The following is a 20,165-nucleotide window of genomic DNA, read 5'->3' as shown; positions in this document are numbered from 1 at the left end:
GATTTTATTCCTTAATAACTTCATAATAAAAAAGTCGATTTCTTATATCCTTAGCGTACGATTTTTTAAAATGCTGACGGGTTCCCAACATCTGAAGATCATGGTGGTTTTAATCTTTTGCTGGGAGTTCAAAATTCCGTAATAGACGTTTTTGCAAGATTCCCCCATTTCTTGCAAAAGCCGGTTACATAGAGAAAGGAGCGTTTAGATGCCGAACCAGCTAATTTAAACCCTGTTATTCACTTAAATTTGAGTAAATAATGGGGGATTGGCATGTTTAAAAATAAAAACTATTTACGTCTGTTACTCGGACAAACAGCAGCAAATTTAGGAGATATCTTTTATATTGTTGCAATCATCAGCCTTGTTTATAATACAACCGGTTCGGCCTTCTATGCTTCATGGATACCTTTTGTCATGACCTTTTCACTTTTTGCGGCCGGGGTAGTGACACCACTTGTTTTGGCAAAAATTCACATCAATTTGTTGTTAACGATCACTCAGTTCGTTAAAACAATCTTATTAACGATGGTTTGGCTGATTGTCATCATGACTCATCATCCATCGATCTTCGTTCTGCTGCTTTTCATTATTTGTATTTCTTTCTTGGATGGGTTTGCAAATCCACTAAAGCAAAGTATGATTCCGCAGTATGTAGCTGAATTGGAGCTTATGAAGGCGAATAGTATAGCCGAATCCATTGACCAGGTAATGCAAATTGCCAGCTGGATGATCGGAGGTTCCCTGCTGCTTTGGCTTTCAGCTGAAAATGTTATCTTGTTCTCCGTTTGCCTATATGGAATTGCAGCTACTGCCTTTTTCTTTTTGGCTAAAATTCAAGTTGAAAAAGAAGAAAATCGTTCTCTTTTCAAACAAGTAACCGAAGGATTTCAGATTATTTTTCAAAGTAAGCTGCAAAGAAGCTTTTTATGGATTGATCTGTTTGAAAGTGCGGCATCAGCTGTCTGGGTATCAGCGATTTTACTTGTCTATGTGAAAGAAGTATTAGGACAATCAAGCGCTTGGTGGGGCTTCATTAATGCGGCATTTTTTGCGGGAATGATCGGAATCAGTTTATTAATGATTCGCTTTGATGCTTGGGTACAGCAACGAATGAAGGTTGTCGTATTGGGCGGGGCGATACTATCAGCTGGAGCAACATTCATATTTGGTTATACAAGTGTAGGACTGATCGCACTTGTATGTTCCTTCTTTGTCGGGGTTGGTTCTCAGTTGAAAGGGATACCGTTGCAAACCTTGTTCCAAAAAGTAACCCCCAAAGAACAGTTAGCCATTGTCTATGCTGCTTTTCATACGATTTATACCCCAGTTTTCGGGATCTCGACCTTGGTTGTTGGTTTTTTATCGGAACAAATGGGTGTTTCTTCAGTGTTTTTCTTCTCTGCAGCTTGTTTACTTGTCGTTTGTATTTTATCCAAGCGCCTTTTACGAATAAGTCATGGAGTAGAAACTAGATGTTCCAGTAAGTAAATTTATAAGGGCTGTCCAAAAATACACTTTTGGCAGCCCTTTACTTTATACTTAGTGTTTTCATATAGTTTATTATCCTTTTTAGGTACCTTTGGACACCTCTTAATGATCTTTCCCTGGTCTATAGTAATAAGGATTATGTTGATGCTCTTGAATCTCATTATGATCAATAAATAGCTTGCCGTTTTCTTGAAAGGTGGCCAAGATAATATTTTCTACCTTTTGCCCTGCTGTTTTAACCTCCTGTAAAAGCCAGTCTAAGTCCAGGTTGAGGTATTTTAAATTATGAGAGATAATTTGTCCGTCCATGATTAAGGGAATCGGCAGATATTCTTGCTTTACTTGTAATTGAAGATCATTCGGTTGCACCGGTCTGTATTCAGACTTAGGAATGACACTGATCTCCCCTGTCTCCTCCATCACCGCCAGAGCAATATTTTGCGTATCGGAATACCCTTTGACCCGTAAATGCCCCAATAATTCAGCCACCGGCATCCGCACCGTTTTCAGTCCCTTCCGATCAATGTCCCCATTGCGAATCAAGACCGTAGGACTGTCATACATAATCCATCTAAGTTTGTTATGTAAAGATAAACGAACGATTAGTTTATAAATCATCACGGTGATGGCAGCATACATAATCGCTTTTCCAAGGCTAGCGACCTCCACCGGCGTACTAATAATATTCGTAAGAACAAAAATATACAATAAGTCGAAAGAGTGCATTTCGGCTACGGCTTTTTTTCCTGTCAGCCGCAAAAATAAAAATCCGACCATAAAGACGGTTACTGCACGGTAAATCAGTTCCAAACGGGTTTCACCTCTGAGAAGATTCCAATTCGCAATATTTGCTATCGTTAGTATGGGAATGATCAGCTATATCTAAACCAAGGGAAATACGTTTGTTAAAAAAAGTGAAAATTATGTGAAACGTATCACAATGTTGTCCGGTTTCTTTTTTTGGTAATAATAGTATGTTAAGATGTTTAATTGTAAGCTCAATTTTCGAAAATAAAAACACAAAGGATTAACAGAGAGATTCCCTTGTGTTGTATCAAATTTATATCTTATTAAAATGTCATTATTGAGTAATTTTTTTCTTTTGTTGATATAGATTAATTTCAACCTTCTGCTTGCGTTCCGCCGATGATTTTATCGCTGTTATCACTTTTAATGTTTCAAGTCCATCTTCTCCAGTCACAAATGGCTCTGCCTTTCCATTTAATATATTTATAAAATGCAGCAGTTCAGCCATCATTGGGTCATTATCAACTACTTCAACTTTACTCTTCTGTAATTTATGTTCCCAGCCAAAATGATTTTCATCATAAGTGTAAATTTCAAAACTTGGGAAGGCGATGCTTGCCTTTGTCCCAAATATTTTATAACAATTTTCTTCATACTGGGCAAATTTAGGATTTTCCTTAGCGGTTGAGTCATATGACCACGGGGAAGGTGTTCCGTCAGAGAGGAAATAATTAATAATTGGCCCTTCTACTGTTTCGAGTATAATCGCAGCAGTATCCTCTACAGGATTATTTCTAATTTTGTTTTGCATAACTGTATAGGCACTTTTAATCGTTAAACCTGTCACAAATAATAAAGTGTCAATATCATGAATCCCATTAATCAGCATCGGACCTCCCCCTTGGGTCAGCCTCCATTTTTCGGAAAAGTAAGAATGATCCTTTGCAAGCATATATAACATATTGACACCCGTTAATTCTCCGAGAGCGCCTGATGAAATAATCTCTCTTAACTTTATTAATTTGTTCGAAAAACGGCGGTGATGGCCGACGAGCAATTTAATTTGATTTTTTCTCGCTGCATTTACCATTGTCTCCGCATCCTCAACAGTTGCAGCAATCGGTTTTTCCACTAAAACATGAATCCCCTTTTCTGCGCATAGTTCAACTACTTCACGATGTAAACCATTTGGAAGGGTAATGATTATACCATCTAAGTCCTGGCATTCTTCAATCAGCTCTTGATAATTTTTATAAAGCGGGACCTCCAGTTCTTGTGCTCTCCTTTCGGCCTGCTCATTATTCCCTGCCACAGCGACAAGTTCAACCCCTGGAATGGTTAAGGCATCCTTGGCAAATTTATATCCTTGATTCATTCCTAAAACGGCAATTCTAATATTTTTCACTTTTTTTCCTCCAATAATTTAAGAAACATGATAATTGTTTAAAAAATGAAAGATCCCATTATCTTCATTTGACGAAGTAGAATATTTACTTACTTGTTTAAGAATGGGGAGGGCATTCTCCATTGCCACTCCTATGCCAACATTTTTTATTAAATCAATATCATTTACACCGTCCCCGAACGCAATCACGTCTCTTACATGAATCCCATATTGTTTGATAACCGAATGGAAACTGGTCCACTTTGTGACAGACTGGCTTGTCACTTCAAACCAATCCCCCCAGTTTGAAACCTGTAAGACCGGGGTAAACTTGTTCACTATGTACGAGGCAAAGCTTTTACTGTTGAACATGATTTTCATTTTTAGAAATGGTTCGTCATTTCCCGGCATGACCCCTGCTTTTTCCACAGGCCAATATCGTTCGATCTGTTCACCAATTAAGTTTATAAGCTGATAATTTGATTGAAAAGTTTGACAAACCATTGCTTTTGCATTATCCATTACGGTCTCTTTTACAAGATTGATAAGTTCAAATGAAATAGGGGCCTGGCTTAATACCTTTTGCTTTAAGCGATCATAAACAACAGCCCCGTTTAAACAAATCAGCGGTGTTTCCAAATCAAGTTCTTGGTGGTATGGTAAAGAAGTACTAATTGGGCGCCCTGTTGCCAAGAAGATTTTTATCCCCTTATCTTTTAATTTCAGCAGAATGTTTTTCGTTTTGTTTGGGATTTTTCCATCTTTTGTTAACAGTGTACCATCCATATCAAGTACAATTGCTTTAAATGTTTGCATGTATTTCATTCTCTCCTAATTTGTGAAGGGATATAAAGCCCTGTAGCTCCAAACATGTACTACACCTTTTTTGAATTACATTCCAAGATAGATTTCCCTAACCTGATTATTGTTTTTCAGCTCCTGTTCACTGCCCTCAAGTGCTATTCTTCCTGTTTCTAGGACATATGCACGATCAGATATGGTTAAAGCATGAAAAGCATTCTGCTCAACCAAAAGAATGGTCATCCCTTCCTTCCGTAACTGCCCAATAATCTGAAAAATCTGACCCACCACACTTGGCGCCAGACCCATAGAGGGCTCATCCAAAATAAGGAACTTGGGTTTTGTCATCAGTGCCCTGCCGATTGCCAGCATTTGCTGCTGTCCCCCGCTAAGATTTCCTCCCAATACATTACTTTTCGTTTTTAAAATAGGAAAGTACTCATAGATCCGTTCCAAATCCGCAGCAATTCCTGCCCGATCTTTACGATGATAAGCACCCGCCATTAGGTTTTCCTTTACGGTTAAAAGCGGATAAATTTTCCGTCCTTCAGGAACATACCCTAATCCTTGTTTGACTAGTTTATGGGGCTTCATATTCAAAATATCCTTGCTATTTAAATAAATTTGTCCTCCCGCTGCCTTTGTAATACCGCAGATTGCCTTAAGAATGCTGGTTTTACCAGCCCCATTGGCCCCTAATATGGAGACAAGTTCACCCTCTTCTACTGATAAATTAACCCCTTTAACAGCATGGACTTTCCCATAATAAATGTCCAAATCTCGGATATCCAGCATATTACCATTCCCCCCCTAAATAGGCCGAGATGACTTGTTTATCGTTCGAAACGACTTCCGGTGTACCCTCTATTAACAGATGACCTTCATTAAGGACCGTTATCGTTTCACAAATCGACATAACCATTTTCATATCATGTTCAATTAAGACAACCGTAATGCCTAAATCATCCCGGATATGTTTAATAATACCTGATAATTCATCAGTTTCTGTATGATTTAAACCGGCCGCCGGCTCATCCAGCAAGAGCAATTTCGGATTTGTTGCAAGTGCCCTTGCAATTTCCATTCTTTTTTGAACCCCATAGGGTAGACTATCTGCTTGGACATTCCACCATTCACTTAAATTAAAATCCTCCAACAACTTCTCGGCCTTTAAGACCGTTTCCTTTTCAATCCGCAAAACCCGATTTGGAAAAAGGAAATAATCCAAAATACGAACCCCTGATGATTCGTCCAAAACGGCACAAATATTTTCTAGAACCGTCATTTGTTTAAACAGTCGCAGATTTTGAAAGGTCCGGGCTAGACCGGCTCTACAGATTTTATATGGTGGCAGCTTATGGATTGGCTTATTTTCAAACCACACTTCACCGCTGGTCGGTTTATAATGACCGCTGACTACGTTGAAAAGAGTTGTTTTTCCGGAACCATTTGGGCCAATTACCCCATGAATCGCTCCTTTTTTAACAGAAAAAGACACATCATTTATAGCCTTCAGCCCCCCAAATTCTCTGGAAACCTTGGCGATTTTTAGTAGTTCCATCGGCTATCTCCTTTTAAGTTTTGTGTAAATTTATTATTTGCATTAGGACGAACCTGCCTTTTTTCGTCTCTGAAAAAGCGATTTAATACTAACTAATCCGCCTGGCATAAATACCACTAAAGCCACAATCATTGCCCCGTATAAAACCTGCTGCCAATTTTCAAATTGTAGCAACCATTCCCGCAAGATTAGCAGAATAACAGCACCTGCAATGGAACCGTAAATATTACCGAGTCCGCCAATAACGACAATGGTTAAAATGAACATCATTTCATTAAATGTAAACGTATCCGGGCTGACATATGAAAGCATGTGAGCATATAAAACCCCGCCAACCCCGGCAAATAAACCGGAAAAAGCAAAGGCCAAAATTTGTTGTTTGGCAACATTTATTCCTAGGGATTGGGCGGCAATATGATCATCACGTACAGCTCTGAAACTGCGTCCGATACCATGTTTCACGACCAGCCTTGAGAATAAGAACAACAGTAGTGTAAAAGCAAAAACTAAATAATAGTAACTATATTCGGTGATAAGCAAAATACCGAAAAAAGAAGGCTTCGGGATTCCTGTAATTCCTACGGGCCCGCCTGTGACAGTATCCAAATTCACTATGGTTTCATTCACCGCAATGGAAAGACCTAACGTAGCAATCGCCAAATAATGCGTTCGAACCCTTAATGAGGGAAGGCCAATTAATACACCTAAAAACACGCTGACTAAAATTGATATCGGTAAAGCTAACCAAAAATTAAATTGGTAGGTAGTTGTAAGAATCGCTGATGTATAAGCGCCTGCAGCATAAAAGGCAACATGTGCCAGATTTAATTGTCCGCAATAGCCCATTGTTAAATTCAATCCAATGGCCAGCATAATATATAAAACTACCAAATTAAGTATATGAATTTGGTAAGTATTCGCTGCAAATGGCAACAAAAGTCCCACGCCAACTGCAAATGCAATCCAATAATTGGCTTTGCTTTTGGAATTAGTTAGCTTCCGTTCGTTTAAACTAAAGGTTAATTCAGCCTGGTTATCCATTCGCTCGTTTGCTGTTTTATCTACAGCCACTTTGTTTAAGGTCAAATTTTATCCACCACTCTTTCTCCAACGATGCCAGATGGCTTAATGATTAAGACAAAAACAAAAATAACAAAGGCAATTACTTGACTCCACTCTGAAACCTGGGTTGCCACCATTGTTTGCAGGACACCAAACGTGAGTCCACCAATAATGGCCCCTGGTATACTTCCAAATCCACCCAAAATGGCTGCAGCAAAACCAATTATTCCTACGGAACTACTCATATCCGGGCTTACATAGAAAACTGGACCTACCATCACCCCCGCTATTGCAGCTAGTACCGATCCCAAACCTAGGGTTAATGCGTTCATCAGGTTTACATTCATTCCTAAGACTAACGACATTTCCTTTTCTTGGGCAGATGAACGCATTGCTAAACCGAGTTTTGTCTTATGGAGGAAAAACTGCAACGCTAATACTACTGTTGCTGAAGCACAAATAATAACTAGCGTATAAGGAGAAATGGAAATGTTTCCAATAACCCAGGGCTCATTTTTAATTGGGTATTGAACAGCAATTCCATCAGTTCCCCAAATAATGATGGCTAAATTTTGCAACACAATCCCGATCCCTAATGTCCCAAGCATCATATAGATAAGATCCATTTTGCCGAGTGGCCTAAGTATTCTTTCCATTACCATTCCTAGAATACCTATTAAAATGGAGGAGATAATAATGGCGATAATAAAGTTGGTATGCATCGAGACATAAAAAACTGTCCCGATGTACGCCCCAACCATCAGAATATTTCCATGAGCAAAATTTGCTAATCCCATTGTCCGATAAACTAGAGAGTAGCCGATAGCAACTAATGCATAGATACTGCCAATACCTAATCCGCCAATTAAACTTTGAATCAATACTGTTCCATTCATCGGTTGGCTCCTTTTTTATCGTTTATTGAAGTAGTGTAGCTTTGCCGTCCTTAATAACAGCCATTTGTGCTTTATCCGTACCTTCTCCTGTTTCATCAAATTTGTAGTCTCCAGTAATTCCGCTATAGTTTAATTTTCTTAATTCTTTAGCAACTGTTTCTCCATCTAAATTGGGGTAGGCGTTTTTTAAGGCTTCTACAAGCATCATTGCTCCATCGTAAGCCTTGGCAATATGAAACTCTCCTTCAATTCCATATTTCGCCTTAACTGCTTCGTTAAATTCTTTCGTTTTTTCATTTGCATCTGGAATATATTGAGTTGTAAAAATGGTTCCTTCGGCATTTTCGACACCGGCTGTTTTTACGAAAATCGGGTCTGCAGCAGATCCCCCAGCCCTTTGAGCTTTTAATCCTAAGGCGATAGCTTGCTTGGTTATTAAGCCCATTTGAATATTTTCTGTCCCCATATAGAGTACTTCCGGATTCTTTGCCTTAATGTTAGTTAACTGTGCCGTAAAGTCTTTTGCATCTGGAGTTACGACTTCATCTGCTATAGGTTCAACACCAAACTCTTTTAAAGCTTTTGTGAAAGAATCTCTTTCCCCTTTACCATAAGCACCGGAATTCGTTATGATAGCTATTTTTTTCTTTCCTAATTTGTTAACAATATAGTCTGCGGCTGTTTTTGTATAAGCAGCACTGTTGGCATTATAACGGAAAATATACTTGCTTCCTTTTGTCGTAATGGACGTATCCTGCCCAGCTGTCAATTGTGGAATCTTTGCTTGATCAAATACTTGCAATGTAGCAAGAGTGCCGGTGCTCAATGGAGTGGCAAATGCAGCTACAATATTTTGATTGACAACTTTTTGTGCGGCATTAACAGCAACCGTTGGATTAGCTTGATCATCAATCTTGATTACTTCAATTTTCTTTCCATGGATACCGCCATTTTTATTCACTTCATCCACTACCAACATAATTCCTTGGTTATCCCAATTTCCAAATGATGCAGCATTTCCACTAAAAGGTCCAATTTGAGCAATTTTGATCACCTTACTGTCCTTTGTAGACGATCCAGAACTTTTTGAAGTGTTGCTTTTACCCTGAGAATTACATGCCGTCAATGCTAATACTGCAAGCGTACTTAGAATCATTCCTTTAAAAATGCTTTTTCTTTTATTTTTCATATACTTGACCACCTTTATATCATTTTTAATTGTTAGCGGTTGCAAAAATTTGCTGTTTCACATCTTCTATCGGCATTTCCTGTCCTGTCCAAATTCTGAACTGTTCTGCCCCCTGCCATAACAGCATTCCTAGTCCGTTAATGGTTTTACAGCCAATAGCTATGGCCTGCTCCAGCAGTTTTGTTCTGTCAGGAAAATAAATAATATCTGTCACTATCTGACTTGGGTGTAACCACGATGGATCGGGCAGCAGGCTCTGACCTTCTAAGTGTTTCATTCCTACATCTGTTGCATTTGTAAGTATCTGGCTTGTGGTAATTTCCTCTTTCAATCTAGCTAAATCTTCAAGAGGATAAACTCTTGCAATACAATTAGTATCCTTCATTTTTTTATTAATGATTTCAGCATTCCTTAAAGCATTGGGAAAAAACTGGTCTTCACGATTAAAAATAGAAATTTCAGCTACTCCTTCTAAGGCGGCTTGAATGGTAATCGCTGTAGCTGCACCGCCTGCCCCTAAAATGGTCATCTTTTTTCCTTTATAATTCACGCCTGCTGCAGCTAAAGAATGCATATAGCCAATTCCATCTGTGTTATACCCAATCAATTGACCGTTATGATTCACTACTGTATTTACCGCGCCAATTAATTCTGCTGCAGGCGATAACCCGTCTAAAAGAGGCAAGATATCTATTTTGTTCGGCATGGATACACTAAAGCCTTGAATATTTAATGCTCGAATACCTGTTATTGCATCAGCAAGTTGTTCATTTCCCACCTCAAACGCCATAAACGCATAATTAAGATTCAGCTTTCGGAAGGCGGCATTATGAATGGCTGGAGACTTAGAATGTCCAGCAGGCTTTGCTAAAAAACCAATTAACTTCGTTTTACCATCAATACGTCCTAAATCAGCCATTTTCCTCACATCCTCTGTGATTTTACAATGTAAAACTTATAAAACCCTATCCTCTTAATCTGGAATCAATATTCTCATAATTAAGAATGTGGAAACTAAACGTGTTCTAAAAATCGTTTTTTGACAACTTCTAAAACTTCATCGCCAGGTTGATCCCATAATTGTTGATTAAAGATTTCTACTTCAATCGGCCCGGTATACCCGGCAGCATCTACCGCTTTTCTAATCCGGCGAATCTCAATTATGCCATCACCCATCATCCCTCTTCCTTTGAGCATATCCGGAGTTGGTATAAGCCAATCAGATACATGAAAACCTATAATATGCTCTCCTGTGTAAGAAATTTGATTATATAAATCCGGATCCCACCAAACATGGTAAACATCTATAACCACGCCTACATCGTTAGGATGATAGGATTTAGCTATCTCATTCGCCTGAGCTAATGTCACAACAACTGATCTATCGGCTGCAAACATTGGATGAAGCGGCTCAATCCCTAACTTAACTCCATGGGTTTGTGCGAAAGGTACCAATTCTGCGATACCCTCTTTAAACTGTTTTCTGGCGTAATCCAGGTCTTTATTAGGTAACCCACCGCCGACCATCACAAGTGCGTTGGCACCTAATTCTGCCGTTTCCTCGATAGCACGCCGATTCTCATCGATGATCCTTTGCCACTCTCCGACTGAAGCGGATGGGAACATGCCCCCTTTAATGATGCCGGACACTTTTAATCCAACATCCCGAACCAGTTTACTGCTCTCTTTCAGGCCTATTTCGGCAATCTTATCACGCCATAATCCAATCCAAGGAATTTCAGCGCGGGCGCAGCCATCAACTGCCTCCCGAAGGTTCCATCTCTGTGTTGTCGCTTGGTTTAAACTTAAACGATCAAATGATTGGAAGTTTTCCATTATTCTCCTCCACTAGAATGAGGTAATGCGATTGCTTGTAAAGCCATTTCATACCCAAATGCCCCAAAACCGGTAATTTGACCAATGGCAATGTCAGCCATAACTGAAATTCGAAAGCTTTCCCTTGCATGTAGATTGGATAAATGAACCTCTATAAAAGGTATATTTATTGAAGACAATGCATCCCTTATGGCATAGCTGTAATGGGTAAAAGCACCAGGATTAATGATGATACCATCAATCACATCTTTTGCTTCATGAATACAATCAATCAGACTTCCTTCGTGATTGGATTGAAAAAATTCTATTGAAACTCCTAAATCTTTAGCCAATTTCTTTAGCCTATTTTCAATTTCATCAAGTGTTACTGTCCCATAGATTTCTGGCTCACGAGTTCCCAACAGATTTAAATTAGGTCCATTTATAACCAAATATTTCCTCATCATCCACCAACCTATTTAATTTCCATTTAGAGATTTCTATTGTTTCATTAAGATGCTGCCAATCAGCATACGTTGTACCTGATTTGTACCATCGACAATTTGATAAATTTTCGCGTCTCTCATTAATCGTTCGACTGGATAATCTTTTATATATCCATATCCCCCAAAGATTTGAACAGCATCAGTTGTCACTTTCATGGCTACATCGGTTGCAAAACACTTTGACATCGATACCATAGCAGAGGTATATGCTGAAATGTTGGGGTACTCCTCGTCAACCCTTTTATTTGTTTCATAGACTAGGCAGCGGGCGGCTTCTAATTGGGTAGCACAATCGGCCAGCATAAAACGGATTCCTTGAAAATCCCCAATTCGTTTATTAAATTGTTTGCGTTCCTTTGCATATTCAACCGCATGATCTAAGGCGCTTTGAGCAATTCCTAATCCAATAGCAGCGGCGCCCCAGGAACGCAGCATACTGGTTCCAACTTTAGTTAACATTTCCCAGCCTTCTCCTGGTTTCCCCAGTAAGGAATCATCATCAACCCAGCAATCTTCCAAAATTACGTCCCCTGTAGAGCTTCCATGGAGCCCCATTTTATCTTCAATTTTTCCGAATCTTAATCCGGGACTGTCTTTATGGACAAGAAATGCTGAAATTTCATCTGCTTCTGTCTTCGCAAAAACTAGATAGTATTCAGACACTTGAGACAGTGTGGCAAAAATCTTTGTTCCGTTCAAAATATAACCACCATTAGGATCCTTTTTCGCTGTTGTACTTAATGCCTTGGCATCAGACCCGGCATTTGATTCTGTTAAACAAAAACAGCAAAGCTTATGACCGTTGGCTAAATTCGAATAAAATTTATCCAATTGAGTAGGATTTGCCAACAATGCAACCATACGTATTACAGAATGCGTAGATAATAATGTCGTTCCTATGGTGGCCATTCCTTTGCTGACTTCCTCTATCACTTTTGCCAGCAATAAGCTATTCGCTTCTATACCACCATATTTTTCTGGTAAAGTCATTGTTAATAGACCATTTTCACCTAATATCTTTACGATATCATGCGGAAATTCATCTGTACGGTCTATTTCAGCCGCACGCGGCATAATTTGTTCCTTTGTAATCCGTTTTACTATCTGAAGTAATTCATCATGGAATGTAAGTGTCTCAACCATTTTTTTCATCCTTTATAATTAATTTCATCAAACTCAATTCCGATTATTTAAAATTAACAGAAAATACTTTTGAGACTATACCTTTTCAAAACAAATCGATGATACTCCCCCTTTAATAAGTAATATTCAACAAAAATACGAATAAATTAACTTGTAACTTTGTCTACTGTTTATAATGCAAATATCGTGCCAAATAACAAAAGCAATATATTTGGTTTTGTACGAAGTAATTGTTCATATATAAAACTATTCATTTATTTGTTGTTCATTTTTTAAACGAAAGGTTCCGTGATTGATAAAGTGAAACTTCCATCAGTGGGGGATTTCTTTTTTGAAGATCATACGTTTAATGAATTTCCCATTTGATTTTAGGTCTTGTCAAATTGTTCTCCCCTTTATAAAAGATTTTTCAATAACAGCATGGCAATATCTTAATTTGCAAAACACGTGCCAAAAGGAAAAAATTTCACTTTAACATATAAAGTGAAATCGAAATGTTAGTATCCAAAATGGGATTTGAGTCCTACCTACATTGTATTTCATACTCCATGAATATCAGAAAATACTATAAATTTAACAATTTCAAAATAACTTTTATTCAAAATAACCCTTTTGGCGTTCACTTTTGCATCATCTCCTTTTTTTGCAAATGTTCAATTTGCGGACGTACCAGTTCCGATCTGTGTTTAGGCAAAGTAATCCTTGGCTTTCTGCAAGCAACGTCGTGCATACTCCTCATAGCCTATTTCGCGTACAAGATCAGAATGAGGTATTTCTAATGAATAAGGGATTTCTGGCATGTGACTGATAATGGATTTTATATCAATTTCCCCTTCCCCCAAATAAAGCCGCTCTTGTCGTGCTGTATGAATAAGTCCCTCTGTAGTATTTGGAATTTCTCCTGACGCATCGCAAACATGGGCATAATGGAGCCATTCCCTTGGTACATCAAGCAATTCATTTAAACCAATTTTTGAGCGATGAAAATGGAGTGTATCAATTAGTATTCCACCGTTGTCGCAATTCGCTTTTCCAACGATTTCTTTAGCATCGGCTAATGTTGCGCAATGATACCAAGTTATAAATTCCAAATCAATCGTTAAGCCATATGGCTTAGCCAGCTCACAAATTTCGGCAAAACATTCAACCGCAAACGGACGATTATTTGTTAAAACAGTTGTAAGCACGTGCTTGCCTCCTAATTCAGCAGCTGCTTCAAAGTCAGGTTCATAGATTTTTGGATTGACACCATCATAAATTCGGACCATTTCTATATCCAAAAGCTCAATCCCAGTATTCTGTAGAGCCTGTTTTGTTTCACGAAGCATTTCTTTCTTTTCCGCTAAGGGATATTGTGGTTCATTGACCGTCCCTAGAGGGATGGTTCGAAAACTAACATAATCATACCCTGTTTTTGCAGCCATATAAGTCATTTCTGCAGGACTATATTCCAACACGGTCAGATGAGCTAATGAAAATCTTTTTGTCATTTTGATTGTCCGTCCTTTCATAAACTTGCATCGATTAAGTGGGATACAAAATATCAAACTAGGAAAAAAGAATGGCAAATAATTTAGAAATCGGCATGGCGATGATTAGTGCTGGAAGCATGTTGCCGATCGGAAATGATTTAATTCCGCTGATCCGAAAGCCTGTAGCTAACATAATCAGACCGCCGACTGCCGAAAAGTCATTAATCATATATGGCTCTGTAAGCGGCAGAATGGTGCCTGCGCTAAAAAATAACGTAATCATAACCAGAAATTGGGGGATAGCAATTGTCATGACCAAATAGCCTAGAGTCGTGGCAAATATGGCAGCCGTAAATAAATCAAGAAAGGCTTTCGAAATCAACAGGGAAGCCTCCCCGGTAATTCCTTCATTTAAAGCACCAAAAATTCCTGTTCCGCTCGTACAAAAAAGGACCACAATGGCAATAAACTTTTCCATGACATCCTCATTCACATTACTTGAGCGGTCTTTGAAGAAAAACCACTCCGTCGGCGTCCGAATTTTATTGACACACCATTCAATTCCTTTTTCTAGCTTAATAATTTCCCCAATAGCACTCCCGATTAATAACGACAAAATTACCGGTGGAAGTGAATCGATTTTAATAATTGAATTAACTCCCATTCCCATGGAAGCCACGCCAAAAGTTAACGGCATTATTTTACATAAACGATTGGGAATTTTATTTTGGAAAAATGCGCCTAAAAAGCCGCCTAAAATAATCGCTAAACCATTGATTATTGGACCGATTGGCATAAGCTCTCTCCTTTATGTCTAAAAACGTATGTAAAATGATCCACTTTCTCTGTTAGAGCTAAAAGAAGAGATAGGCGCTAACATTCCTATCCCTCCCTTATTATCAGAGAATTATAAAGGCACACTTACGTGTGATTTTTTCTCATTTGGCGAATAAATATCATTAATATTCCAATGGCCGTTTGTTGGTGTAGGAACATTCACCATGGATACATCAATGACACATGGTTTATTGGAGGCAATCGCCTTTTCCAGTGCCGGTTTAAATTCAGCCGCCGATTCAATTTTAATCCCTTCGACACCAAATGACCGGGCCATTGCGGCAAAGTCTGGAGTATAAGGTTTTCCATCCTTATAAAAGATCGTTCCAAAGGTCGTGTCAAAATGGGCCTTTTCCAGTCCCGCAATAACCCCATAGGAGCTGTTGTTCATAATGACCCATATAACACCAATATTTTCTTCTGCAGCCGTTGCCAGCACGGCAGGATTTTGTCCAAAGCCCCCATCGCCGACTAATGAAACAACCACCCGATCAGGCTTTGCCACCTTCACACCGACAGCTGCCGGTGAACCGAATCCCATTGTGGCAAATCCCCCTGGGGTAAGCACGGTTCCTGCTTCATAAATAGGGAATCTTTGGGCAACACCATTTTTGTTCCAGCCAACATCTGTTGTAATAAAGGCATCTTTGGGCAACGCTTCCCGAACTTCTTGTAAAATCCTTTCCGGCCTCATTGGGAAGCTTTCATCCTTAACATGCTGCTCATTGTCTTTCGTAAATCCTTCTTTAAAATCCTTAATTTCCTGCTTTAAATCTTCATTGGAAAGTCCTGCTGGTACTAATCGTTTGGCTACTTTGTTTAGCACTTTTAATGCTTCTTTAATATCGGCAACAACACCGATTTCAACCGGATAATTCCGGCCAATCTCATTTGGATCAATATCAATATGAATTAATTTAGTGGGCGGAAAATTAAACGTATACTCCTCTTCCCAAGAGCTGCTGTCAGCCTCTGAAAATCTGGTACCAATTGCTAAAATATAATCCGCTTGTTTGGTTTTTTCATTGGTGAGTTTCGAGCCCCAATAACCAGCCAAACCTAGCGATAATGGGTGATCATCCGATACAACCCCTTTACCCTTCATACTGTTAGCCACTGGAAGATTGAGATGATCAACCAACTCCCTTACTTCTTCAGCCGCATCAGCAATTACTATTCCACCGCCAACATATAGCAGTGGATTATCGGCATTGATCAAAGTCAGAATGATTTTCTCTGCTGTTTCCACATCAATGGTCGGTTTGGTTAACTTTTTGGTATGATGTTTAAGTCTCTCAAACAAGCTCGTATCGATTTCCTTTGAAAAAATATCCATAGGAACAGATACTAAAACCGGTCCCCGGCGCCCGCTTTCCGCTAATTGAAAGGCCTTCTCGATAATTTCAGGGAATAATTCGGGCCGCTCCACCCGCCATGCCCGTTTGACAATCGGCCGAAAGATTTCAAATTGAGAGGCATCTGAGTGCAAATTCACTTCTTGGAAAGCATTTTTTCCATAGTAATGGCTTGGAACATCCCCCGCAATGACAACCATCGGGATGGAATCTAATGCCGCAGTACCAATTGCCGTTGCCGTATTCGTCAGTCCCGGTCCAATATGGGATAGAACAACTGATGCCTTTTTTGTTACTCTGGCATACCCATCTGCCATATGTCCGGCAACCTGTTCATGGCGGGTATTGATAAATTTAATCGAACTTTTCTCTAACTCAGCTAAAACGGCAATATTGGTGTGTCCGCAAAGTCCAAAAATATGTTCAATTCCGCGGTGTTCTAAGTATTTCACTAATTGTCTAGATACTAACTCTTTCACGTATTTTTAATGCCTCCTTAATAGAATGCTAGTTTCCAGTAAATACTGGTTTTCGTTTTTCTAAGAATGCGTTAATTCCTTCCCGGTGGTCTTCTGTACCCCTCAGAATTGTGTGGATTTCATTTTCCTTTGCCAGAATATCTTCAAATTTAAACTGTGCGGACTGATTGATGATTAATTTGGAGTATACTAATGCTTGAAATGGACCTTCGCAAATTTCGTTAGCTAATTCAACAGCCTTGTCAATCTGCTGCCCTTTTGGAACAATTTCCATCGAAAATCCGTATTTTACGGCTTCCTCTACCGTAATCTTCATCCCTTTCCAAATCCATTCTTTGGCTTTCCATTCTCCTACAATCCTAGGCAAATGATAATGAATTCCCAAATCCGGAGTTAAACCCACATTCTTAAAGGATAAGATCAATTTGGTATTTTCTTCAGCAACAATTAGATCCGATGCCAAGGCTAGACTAAATCCAGCCCCGGCAGCATAGCCGTGTATGGCGGAAATTATAACTTTTGGCATTTTTCGCAAACGTTCGATAATACTCGAGGAAAGATCCATCTTCTGCTTAATCAGAGCCGGGCTGTACCCTTCCGCTTCTGCCATCCCTTTTATATCCCCGCCGGTACAAAAGGCTCTCCCCTTACCTGCAAGAATAATCACTTTAATGTTCGGGTCGAACTCCAGCTCATTCACAATTTTCATTAAATTTCCTTTTAAATTAGAACTTAAAGCGTTTAAGCTCTCTGGTTCGTTTAAATATATTTGAGCGATACCATTGTTTTTCTCTAGCAGGATGCTTTCTTCCATGTGGTGCCCCCTAACCGAAATACAAGATATTAATCTACGATTTGATAAACGATCATTTTCATCTCCGTCATCTCTTCAATTGCATAGCGTGGGCCCTCACGGCCAATACCACTATACTTCACGCCCCCGTAAGGCCAATGATCCAGTCTGAAATTAGAAGTTCCGTTTATCACAACTCCCCCTACTTCAAGGGCCTGAGCAAATTTATAAGCTAAATCCATTTGGTTGGTGAAGATTCCCGCTTGGAGGCCAAATTCTGAATTGTTCGTTGCTTCAATGGCCTCTTCGATTGTTTTGTATGGGATCACACTGACAATCGGTCCAAATACTTCGTCACAAACGACTTTACTATGATGAGGTGGCCTTAAAAGGACTGTTGGTTTAACAATCGCCCCGTCTCTCTGGCCGCCGCTGAGAACTTCGGCTCCCATACTTACTGCCTCGTCAATCCAATCCATAATTCTTTTTGCGTTAGCTTCATCCACCATACTTCCGACATCTGTATCAGGTAAAAGAGGATCACCGACTTTTAATGCCTCTACTTCTTCTTTAAATAACCTAGTAAACTCGGAAATAACTGATTCGTGCACATAAACTCGCTGGACAGAAATACAGCTTTGCCCCGAATTGCTGTATCCTGTTCTTGCACACATTTTGGCAGCACGGGCTATATCGGCATCTTCATGGACAATGGTGGAGGCGTTCCCGCCCAGTTCTAAAAGAACCTTCTTAATGCCTGCAAGCTGGCAAATATTTTTACTGGCCACAAGACCACCGGTAAAAGAAATCACATTTACTCGGTCGTCTTTGACAATTTGCTGTACGGCATCCCGTCTTCCAAGAACCATGTTAATAGATGTTTTAGGAAAACCTGCTTCTAATAGCAGTTTCACAAATTCGGTTGCAATTAATGTTGCGGGGGTAGCCGGTTTTAAGATGACACTATTTCCCCCGGCAAAGGCCGGACCTATCTTATGGGCAACTAAATTTAGCGGCGCATTAAAAGGGGTGATCGCCGCAACGACACCAACCGGAACACGAAATGTTGCCGCAATTGCCTTTGTTCCCCGTGACGATGTATCACCAGGTAGCGTTTCCCCAAATAGCCTTTTGGCTTCCTCCGCTGATAACTCCAGCGTTTCTACTGAACGGGTTACTTCATCTAACGTATAGCGTAACGGTTTACCCAACTCTTGAGATATAATTTTGGCAAATTGCTCTTTTCGCTCCTCAAGTAACTGCGCAGCCTTCTTCAAGGTTGCTGCCCGTTCATGTGCCGGAATACTTGCAACTTCTTTTTTGGCAGCATATGCGGAAGCGATGGCATTTTCAACATCCGCTTCTGATGCCTGAAACTGCTTTCCTATTTCTTCCTTCGTATAAGGATTATAGATTGATAAAGAGTTATCTTCATTTTCCAGCCATTTTCCATTCACATAGGATTGTGCCAGCATCTGTTAACCTCCATTTCAATTTCTATTGTTGTTCCATTATTATCTATTCCCTCTTAACCGCTTTTCTAAGGCGTTCATATCAGGAATTTACAGTTCTGCTTTAAAAAGAACTTTGCCAGCTTCTTTATTTTTCATTAATTCAAAAGCTTTGAGCGCATCATTGAAACCTAATGTATGGGTGACCATTTTGTCAATCTTTACAACACCATTTTCAAGCCATCTGTTAGCCGTTTCATAATGACGCGGTAAACTTCCAACTACCCCTTTAATCGTTAAGTTTTGCCGAACAACCTGTGTCAGCGGCTTAATTGTGGACTCTTTACCAAAGCCCATTAAATACACTTCGCCTGCACCTTTTGCCATGGCAATGGCTTGCTCAATTGATGTTCCAGTTCCTCCAGCTTCAATCACTACATCAGCACCCAGCCCGTTTGTCAATTCTTTTACGGTTTCAGCTGCATGGCTATCACCATTATTTAAAACTATATCAGCACCTAATCCTTTGGCAATTTGCAAGCGCTTTTCATCCACTGAAGTCCCTACAACGATGATTTTTCCCGCTCCTGCTGCTTTAGCTGCTTGAATCGAAAACAATCCAAGCGGCCCTGGACCTACTACGGCCACTGTATCTCCAGCCGTGATTGGATTGGATTCCAACGCATGGACAACAATGGAGATTGGTTCAAGGAACGCCGCTTCTTCATATGAAATGTTGTCTGGCAGCACATGGACGCCAATAGCCGGAAAGGCGATGTATTCGGCGTAAGTCCCATCGAAATCAATCCCGAGATGATCCCAATCTGGACATAAGTTGATATTTCCCTGTCGGCAATAATGACAGTGACCACAGCCTAATAACGCCTCCATACCAACCCGGTCACCAATCTTTACATGTTTTACATTTGCACCAACTTCGACAATTTCACCTGCCCCTTCATGACCAAGTATAATCGGTGGATTTACCGGACTTCTGCCGACATATTTCCAGTCAGCAAGTAAAATATCGGTTCCACATACTCCGGTTGCATGGATTTTAACGAGGACCTCATCTGGTTTAATTTTTGGAATCGGTACTTCTTTAATTTCGACAAATCCTGGTTCTGGCCTTGTTTTTACAACGGCTTTCATTCTCAAACACTCCTTAAAGGTAATAATAGAT

At 39.7% G+C, this 20,165-nt stretch carries 19 protein-coding genes; 1 reads left to right on the top strand and 18 read right to left on the bottom strand.

Annotation, left to right across the window (positions count from 1 at the left end; all coding sequences use genetic code 11):
- The first annotated feature begins 273 nt into the window (after positions 1-273).
- Positions 274-1,491 (top strand): MFS transporter, encoded by a 1,218-nt coding sequence (locus RCG24_RS20140; RefSeq protein WP_308077870.1) that lies wholly within the window; start codon positions 274-276, stop codon positions 1,489-1,491.
- Positions 1,492-1,593: 102 nt separating this feature from the next.
- Here the strand turns inward: RCG24_RS20140 and RCG24_RS20135 are convergent, their stop codons facing one another.
- The 18 genes from RCG24_RS20135 to RCG24_RS20050 form a co-directional block, all read right to left on the bottom strand.
- Positions 1,594-2,301, bottom strand: a complete 708-nt coding sequence (locus tag RCG24_RS20135) for a DUF421 domain-containing protein (RefSeq protein WP_235888324.1) — start codon at positions 2,299-2,301, stop codon at positions 1,594-1,596.
- A 271-nt stretch (positions 2,302-2,572) separates the two neighbouring features.
- Positions 2,573-3,643, bottom strand: coding sequence for a Gfo/Idh/MocA family protein (locus RCG24_RS20130; RefSeq protein ID WP_308077869.1), 1,071 nt, complete (start codon positions 3,641-3,643; stop codon positions 2,573-2,575).
- Between the two features lie 18 nt (positions 3,644-3,661).
- Positions 3,662-4,438 (bottom strand): HAD family hydrolase, encoded by a 777-nt coding sequence (locus tag RCG24_RS20125; RefSeq protein WP_308077868.1) that lies wholly within the window; start codon positions 4,436-4,438, stop codon positions 3,662-3,664.
- Positions 4,439-4,513: 75 nt separating this feature from the next.
- Complete coding sequence (locus RCG24_RS20120; protein WP_308077867.1) at positions 4,514-5,218, bottom strand: ABC transporter ATP-binding protein; 705 nt, start codon at positions 5,216-5,218, stop codon at positions 4,514-4,516.
- 1 nt (position 5,219) lies between these two features.
- The gene (locus tag RCG24_RS20115; protein ID WP_308077866.1) at positions 5,220-5,984 is read right to left on the bottom strand and encodes an ABC transporter ATP-binding protein; all 765 of its coding nucleotides are present in this window, start codon (positions 5,982-5,984) and stop codon (positions 5,220-5,222) included.
- Positions 5,985-6,026: 42 nt separating this feature from the next.
- Positions 6,027-7,070 (bottom strand): branched-chain amino acid ABC transporter permease, encoded by a 1,044-nt coding sequence (locus tag RCG24_RS20110; protein ID WP_308077865.1) that lies wholly within the window; start codon positions 7,068-7,070, stop codon positions 6,027-6,029.
- Positions 7,067-7,942 (bottom strand): branched-chain amino acid ABC transporter permease, encoded by an 876-nt coding sequence (locus RCG24_RS20105; protein ID WP_202656156.1) that lies wholly within the window; start codon positions 7,940-7,942, stop codon positions 7,067-7,069. The genes RCG24_RS20110 and RCG24_RS20105 overlap by 4 nt, the downstream gene beginning before the upstream one ends.
- A 22-nt stretch (positions 7,943-7,964) precedes the next feature.
- The gene (locus tag RCG24_RS20100; protein ID WP_308077864.1) at positions 7,965-9,131 is read right to left on the bottom strand and encodes an ABC transporter substrate-binding protein; all 1,167 of its coding nucleotides are present in this window, start codon (positions 9,129-9,131) and stop codon (positions 7,965-7,967) included.
- A gap of 25 nt (positions 9,132-9,156) precedes the next feature.
- Positions 9,157-10,050, bottom strand: a complete 894-nt coding sequence (aroE, locus tag RCG24_RS20095; RefSeq protein ID WP_202656158.1) for a shikimate dehydrogenase — start codon at positions 10,048-10,050, stop codon at positions 9,157-9,159.
- Positions 10,051-10,145: 95 nt separating this feature from the next.
- On the bottom strand, positions 10,146-10,967 hold the full coding sequence (locus RCG24_RS20090; RefSeq protein ID WP_202656159.1) for a sugar phosphate isomerase/epimerase family protein: 822 nt from the start codon (positions 10,965-10,967) through the stop codon (positions 10,146-10,148).
- Positions 10,967-11,410 (bottom strand): type II 3-dehydroquinate dehydratase, encoded by a 444-nt coding sequence (gene aroQ / locus RCG24_RS20085; protein ID WP_308079226.1) that lies wholly within the window; start codon positions 11,408-11,410, stop codon positions 10,967-10,969. The genes RCG24_RS20090 and aroQ overlap by 1 nt, the downstream gene beginning before the upstream one ends.
- A 36-nt stretch (positions 11,411-11,446) precedes the next feature.
- Complete coding sequence (locus RCG24_RS20080) at positions 11,447-12,595, bottom strand: acyl-CoA dehydrogenase family protein (protein WP_202656160.1); 1,149 nt, start codon at positions 12,593-12,595, stop codon at positions 11,447-11,449.
- A gap of 686 nt (positions 12,596-13,281) precedes the next feature.
- Positions 13,282-14,085: a sugar phosphate isomerase/epimerase family protein gene (locus RCG24_RS20075; protein ID WP_202656161.1), complete on the bottom strand. Its 804-nt coding sequence runs from the start codon at positions 14,083-14,085 to the stop codon at positions 13,282-13,284.
- Between the two features lie 58 nt (positions 14,086-14,143).
- Positions 14,144-14,863, bottom strand: a complete 720-nt coding sequence (locus RCG24_RS20070) for a DUF554 domain-containing protein (protein ID WP_308077863.1) — start codon at positions 14,861-14,863, stop codon at positions 14,144-14,146.
- Positions 14,864-14,974: 111 nt separating this feature from the next.
- The gene (locus tag RCG24_RS20065) at positions 14,975-16,738 is read right to left on the bottom strand and encodes a thiamine pyrophosphate-binding protein (RefSeq protein WP_202656163.1); all 1,764 of its coding nucleotides are present in this window, start codon (positions 16,736-16,738) and stop codon (positions 14,975-14,977) included.
- 28 nt (positions 16,739-16,766) lie between these two features.
- Positions 16,767-17,552 carry an enoyl-CoA hydratase/isomerase family protein gene (locus tag RCG24_RS20060; RefSeq protein WP_308077862.1) on the bottom strand — a complete coding sequence of 262 codons (786 nt, stop codon included), beginning with the start codon at positions 17,550-17,552 and terminating at the stop codon, positions 16,767-16,769.
- A gap of 29 nt (positions 17,553-17,581) precedes the next feature.
- Complete coding sequence (locus RCG24_RS20055) at positions 17,582-19,006, bottom strand: aldehyde dehydrogenase family protein (RefSeq protein WP_308077861.1); 1,425 nt, start codon at positions 19,004-19,006, stop codon at positions 17,582-17,584.
- Positions 19,007-19,093: 87 nt separating this feature from the next.
- Positions 19,094-20,134: a zinc-dependent alcohol dehydrogenase gene (locus tag RCG24_RS20050; RefSeq protein WP_202656166.1), complete on the bottom strand. Its 1,041-nt coding sequence runs from the start codon at positions 20,132-20,134 to the stop codon at positions 19,094-19,096.
- Positions 20,135-20,165: the final 31 nt, after the last annotated feature.

The sequence above is a fragment of the Neobacillus sp. OS1-32 genome, assembly GCF_030915425.1.
GTDB classification, from domain to species: Bacteria; Bacillota; Bacilli; order Bacillales; family Cytobacillaceae; genus Neobacillus; species Neobacillus paridis.
Note: the sequence above shows the minus strand (reverse complement) of the source record. Positions and strands in the feature narration are given on the sequence as shown.

Bases quoted from the DNA above. Each gene is read 5' to 3' on its own strand.
- RCG24_RS20140 (WP_308077870.1), top strand. From the start codon at position 274: ATGTTTAAAAATAAAAACTATTTACGTCTGTTACTCGGACAAACAGCA.
- RCG24_RS20125 (WP_308077868.1), bottom strand. From the start codon at position 4,438: ATGCAAACATTTAAAGCAATTGTACTTGATATGGATGGTACACTGTTA.
- RCG24_RS20120 (WP_308077867.1), bottom strand. From the start codon at position 5,218: ATGCTGGATATCCGAGATTTGGACATTTATTATGGGAAAGTCCATGCT.
- RCG24_RS20115 (WP_308077866.1), bottom strand. From the start codon at position 5,984: ATGGAACTACTAAAAATCGCCAAGGTTTCCAGAGAATTTGGGGGGCTG.
- RCG24_RS20105 (WP_202656156.1), bottom strand. From the start codon at position 7,942: ATGAATGGAACAGTATTGATTCAAAGTTTAATTGGCGGATTAGGTATT.
- RCG24_RS20100 (WP_308077864.1), bottom strand. From the start codon at position 9,131: ATGAAAAATAAAAGAAAAAGCATTTTTAAAGGAATGATTCTAAGTACG.
- aroE (WP_202656158.1), bottom strand. From the start codon at position 10,050: ATGGCTGATTTAGGACGTATTGATGGTAAAACGAAGTTAATTGGTTTT.
- RCG24_RS20090 (WP_202656159.1), bottom strand. From the start codon at position 10,967: ATGGAAAACTTCCAATCATTTGATCGTTTAAGTTTAAACCAAGCGACA.
- aroQ (WP_308079226.1), bottom strand. From the start codon at position 11,410: ATGAGGAAATATTTGGTTATAAATGGACCTAATTTAAATCTGTTGGGA.
- RCG24_RS20080 (WP_202656160.1), bottom strand. From the start codon at position 12,595: ATGGTTGAGACACTTACATTCCATGATGAATTACTTCAGATAGTAAAA.
- RCG24_RS20075 (WP_202656161.1), bottom strand. From the start codon at position 14,085: ATGACAAAAAGATTTTCATTAGCTCATCTGACCGTGTTGGAATATAGT.
- RCG24_RS20070 (WP_308077863.1), bottom strand. From the start codon at position 14,863: ATGCCAATCGGTCCAATAATCAATGGTTTAGCGATTATTTTAGGCGGC.
- RCG24_RS20060 (WP_308077862.1), bottom strand. From the start codon at position 17,552: ATGGAAGAAAGCATCCTGCTAGAGAAAAACAATGGTATCGCTCAAATA.
- RCG24_RS20055 (WP_308077861.1), bottom strand. From the start codon at position 19,006: ATGCTGGCACAATCCTATGTGAATGGAAAATGGCTGGAAAATGAAGAT.
- RCG24_RS20050 (WP_202656166.1), bottom strand. From the start codon at position 20,134: ATGAAAGCCGTTGTAAAAACAAGGCCAGAACCAGGATTTGTCGAAATT.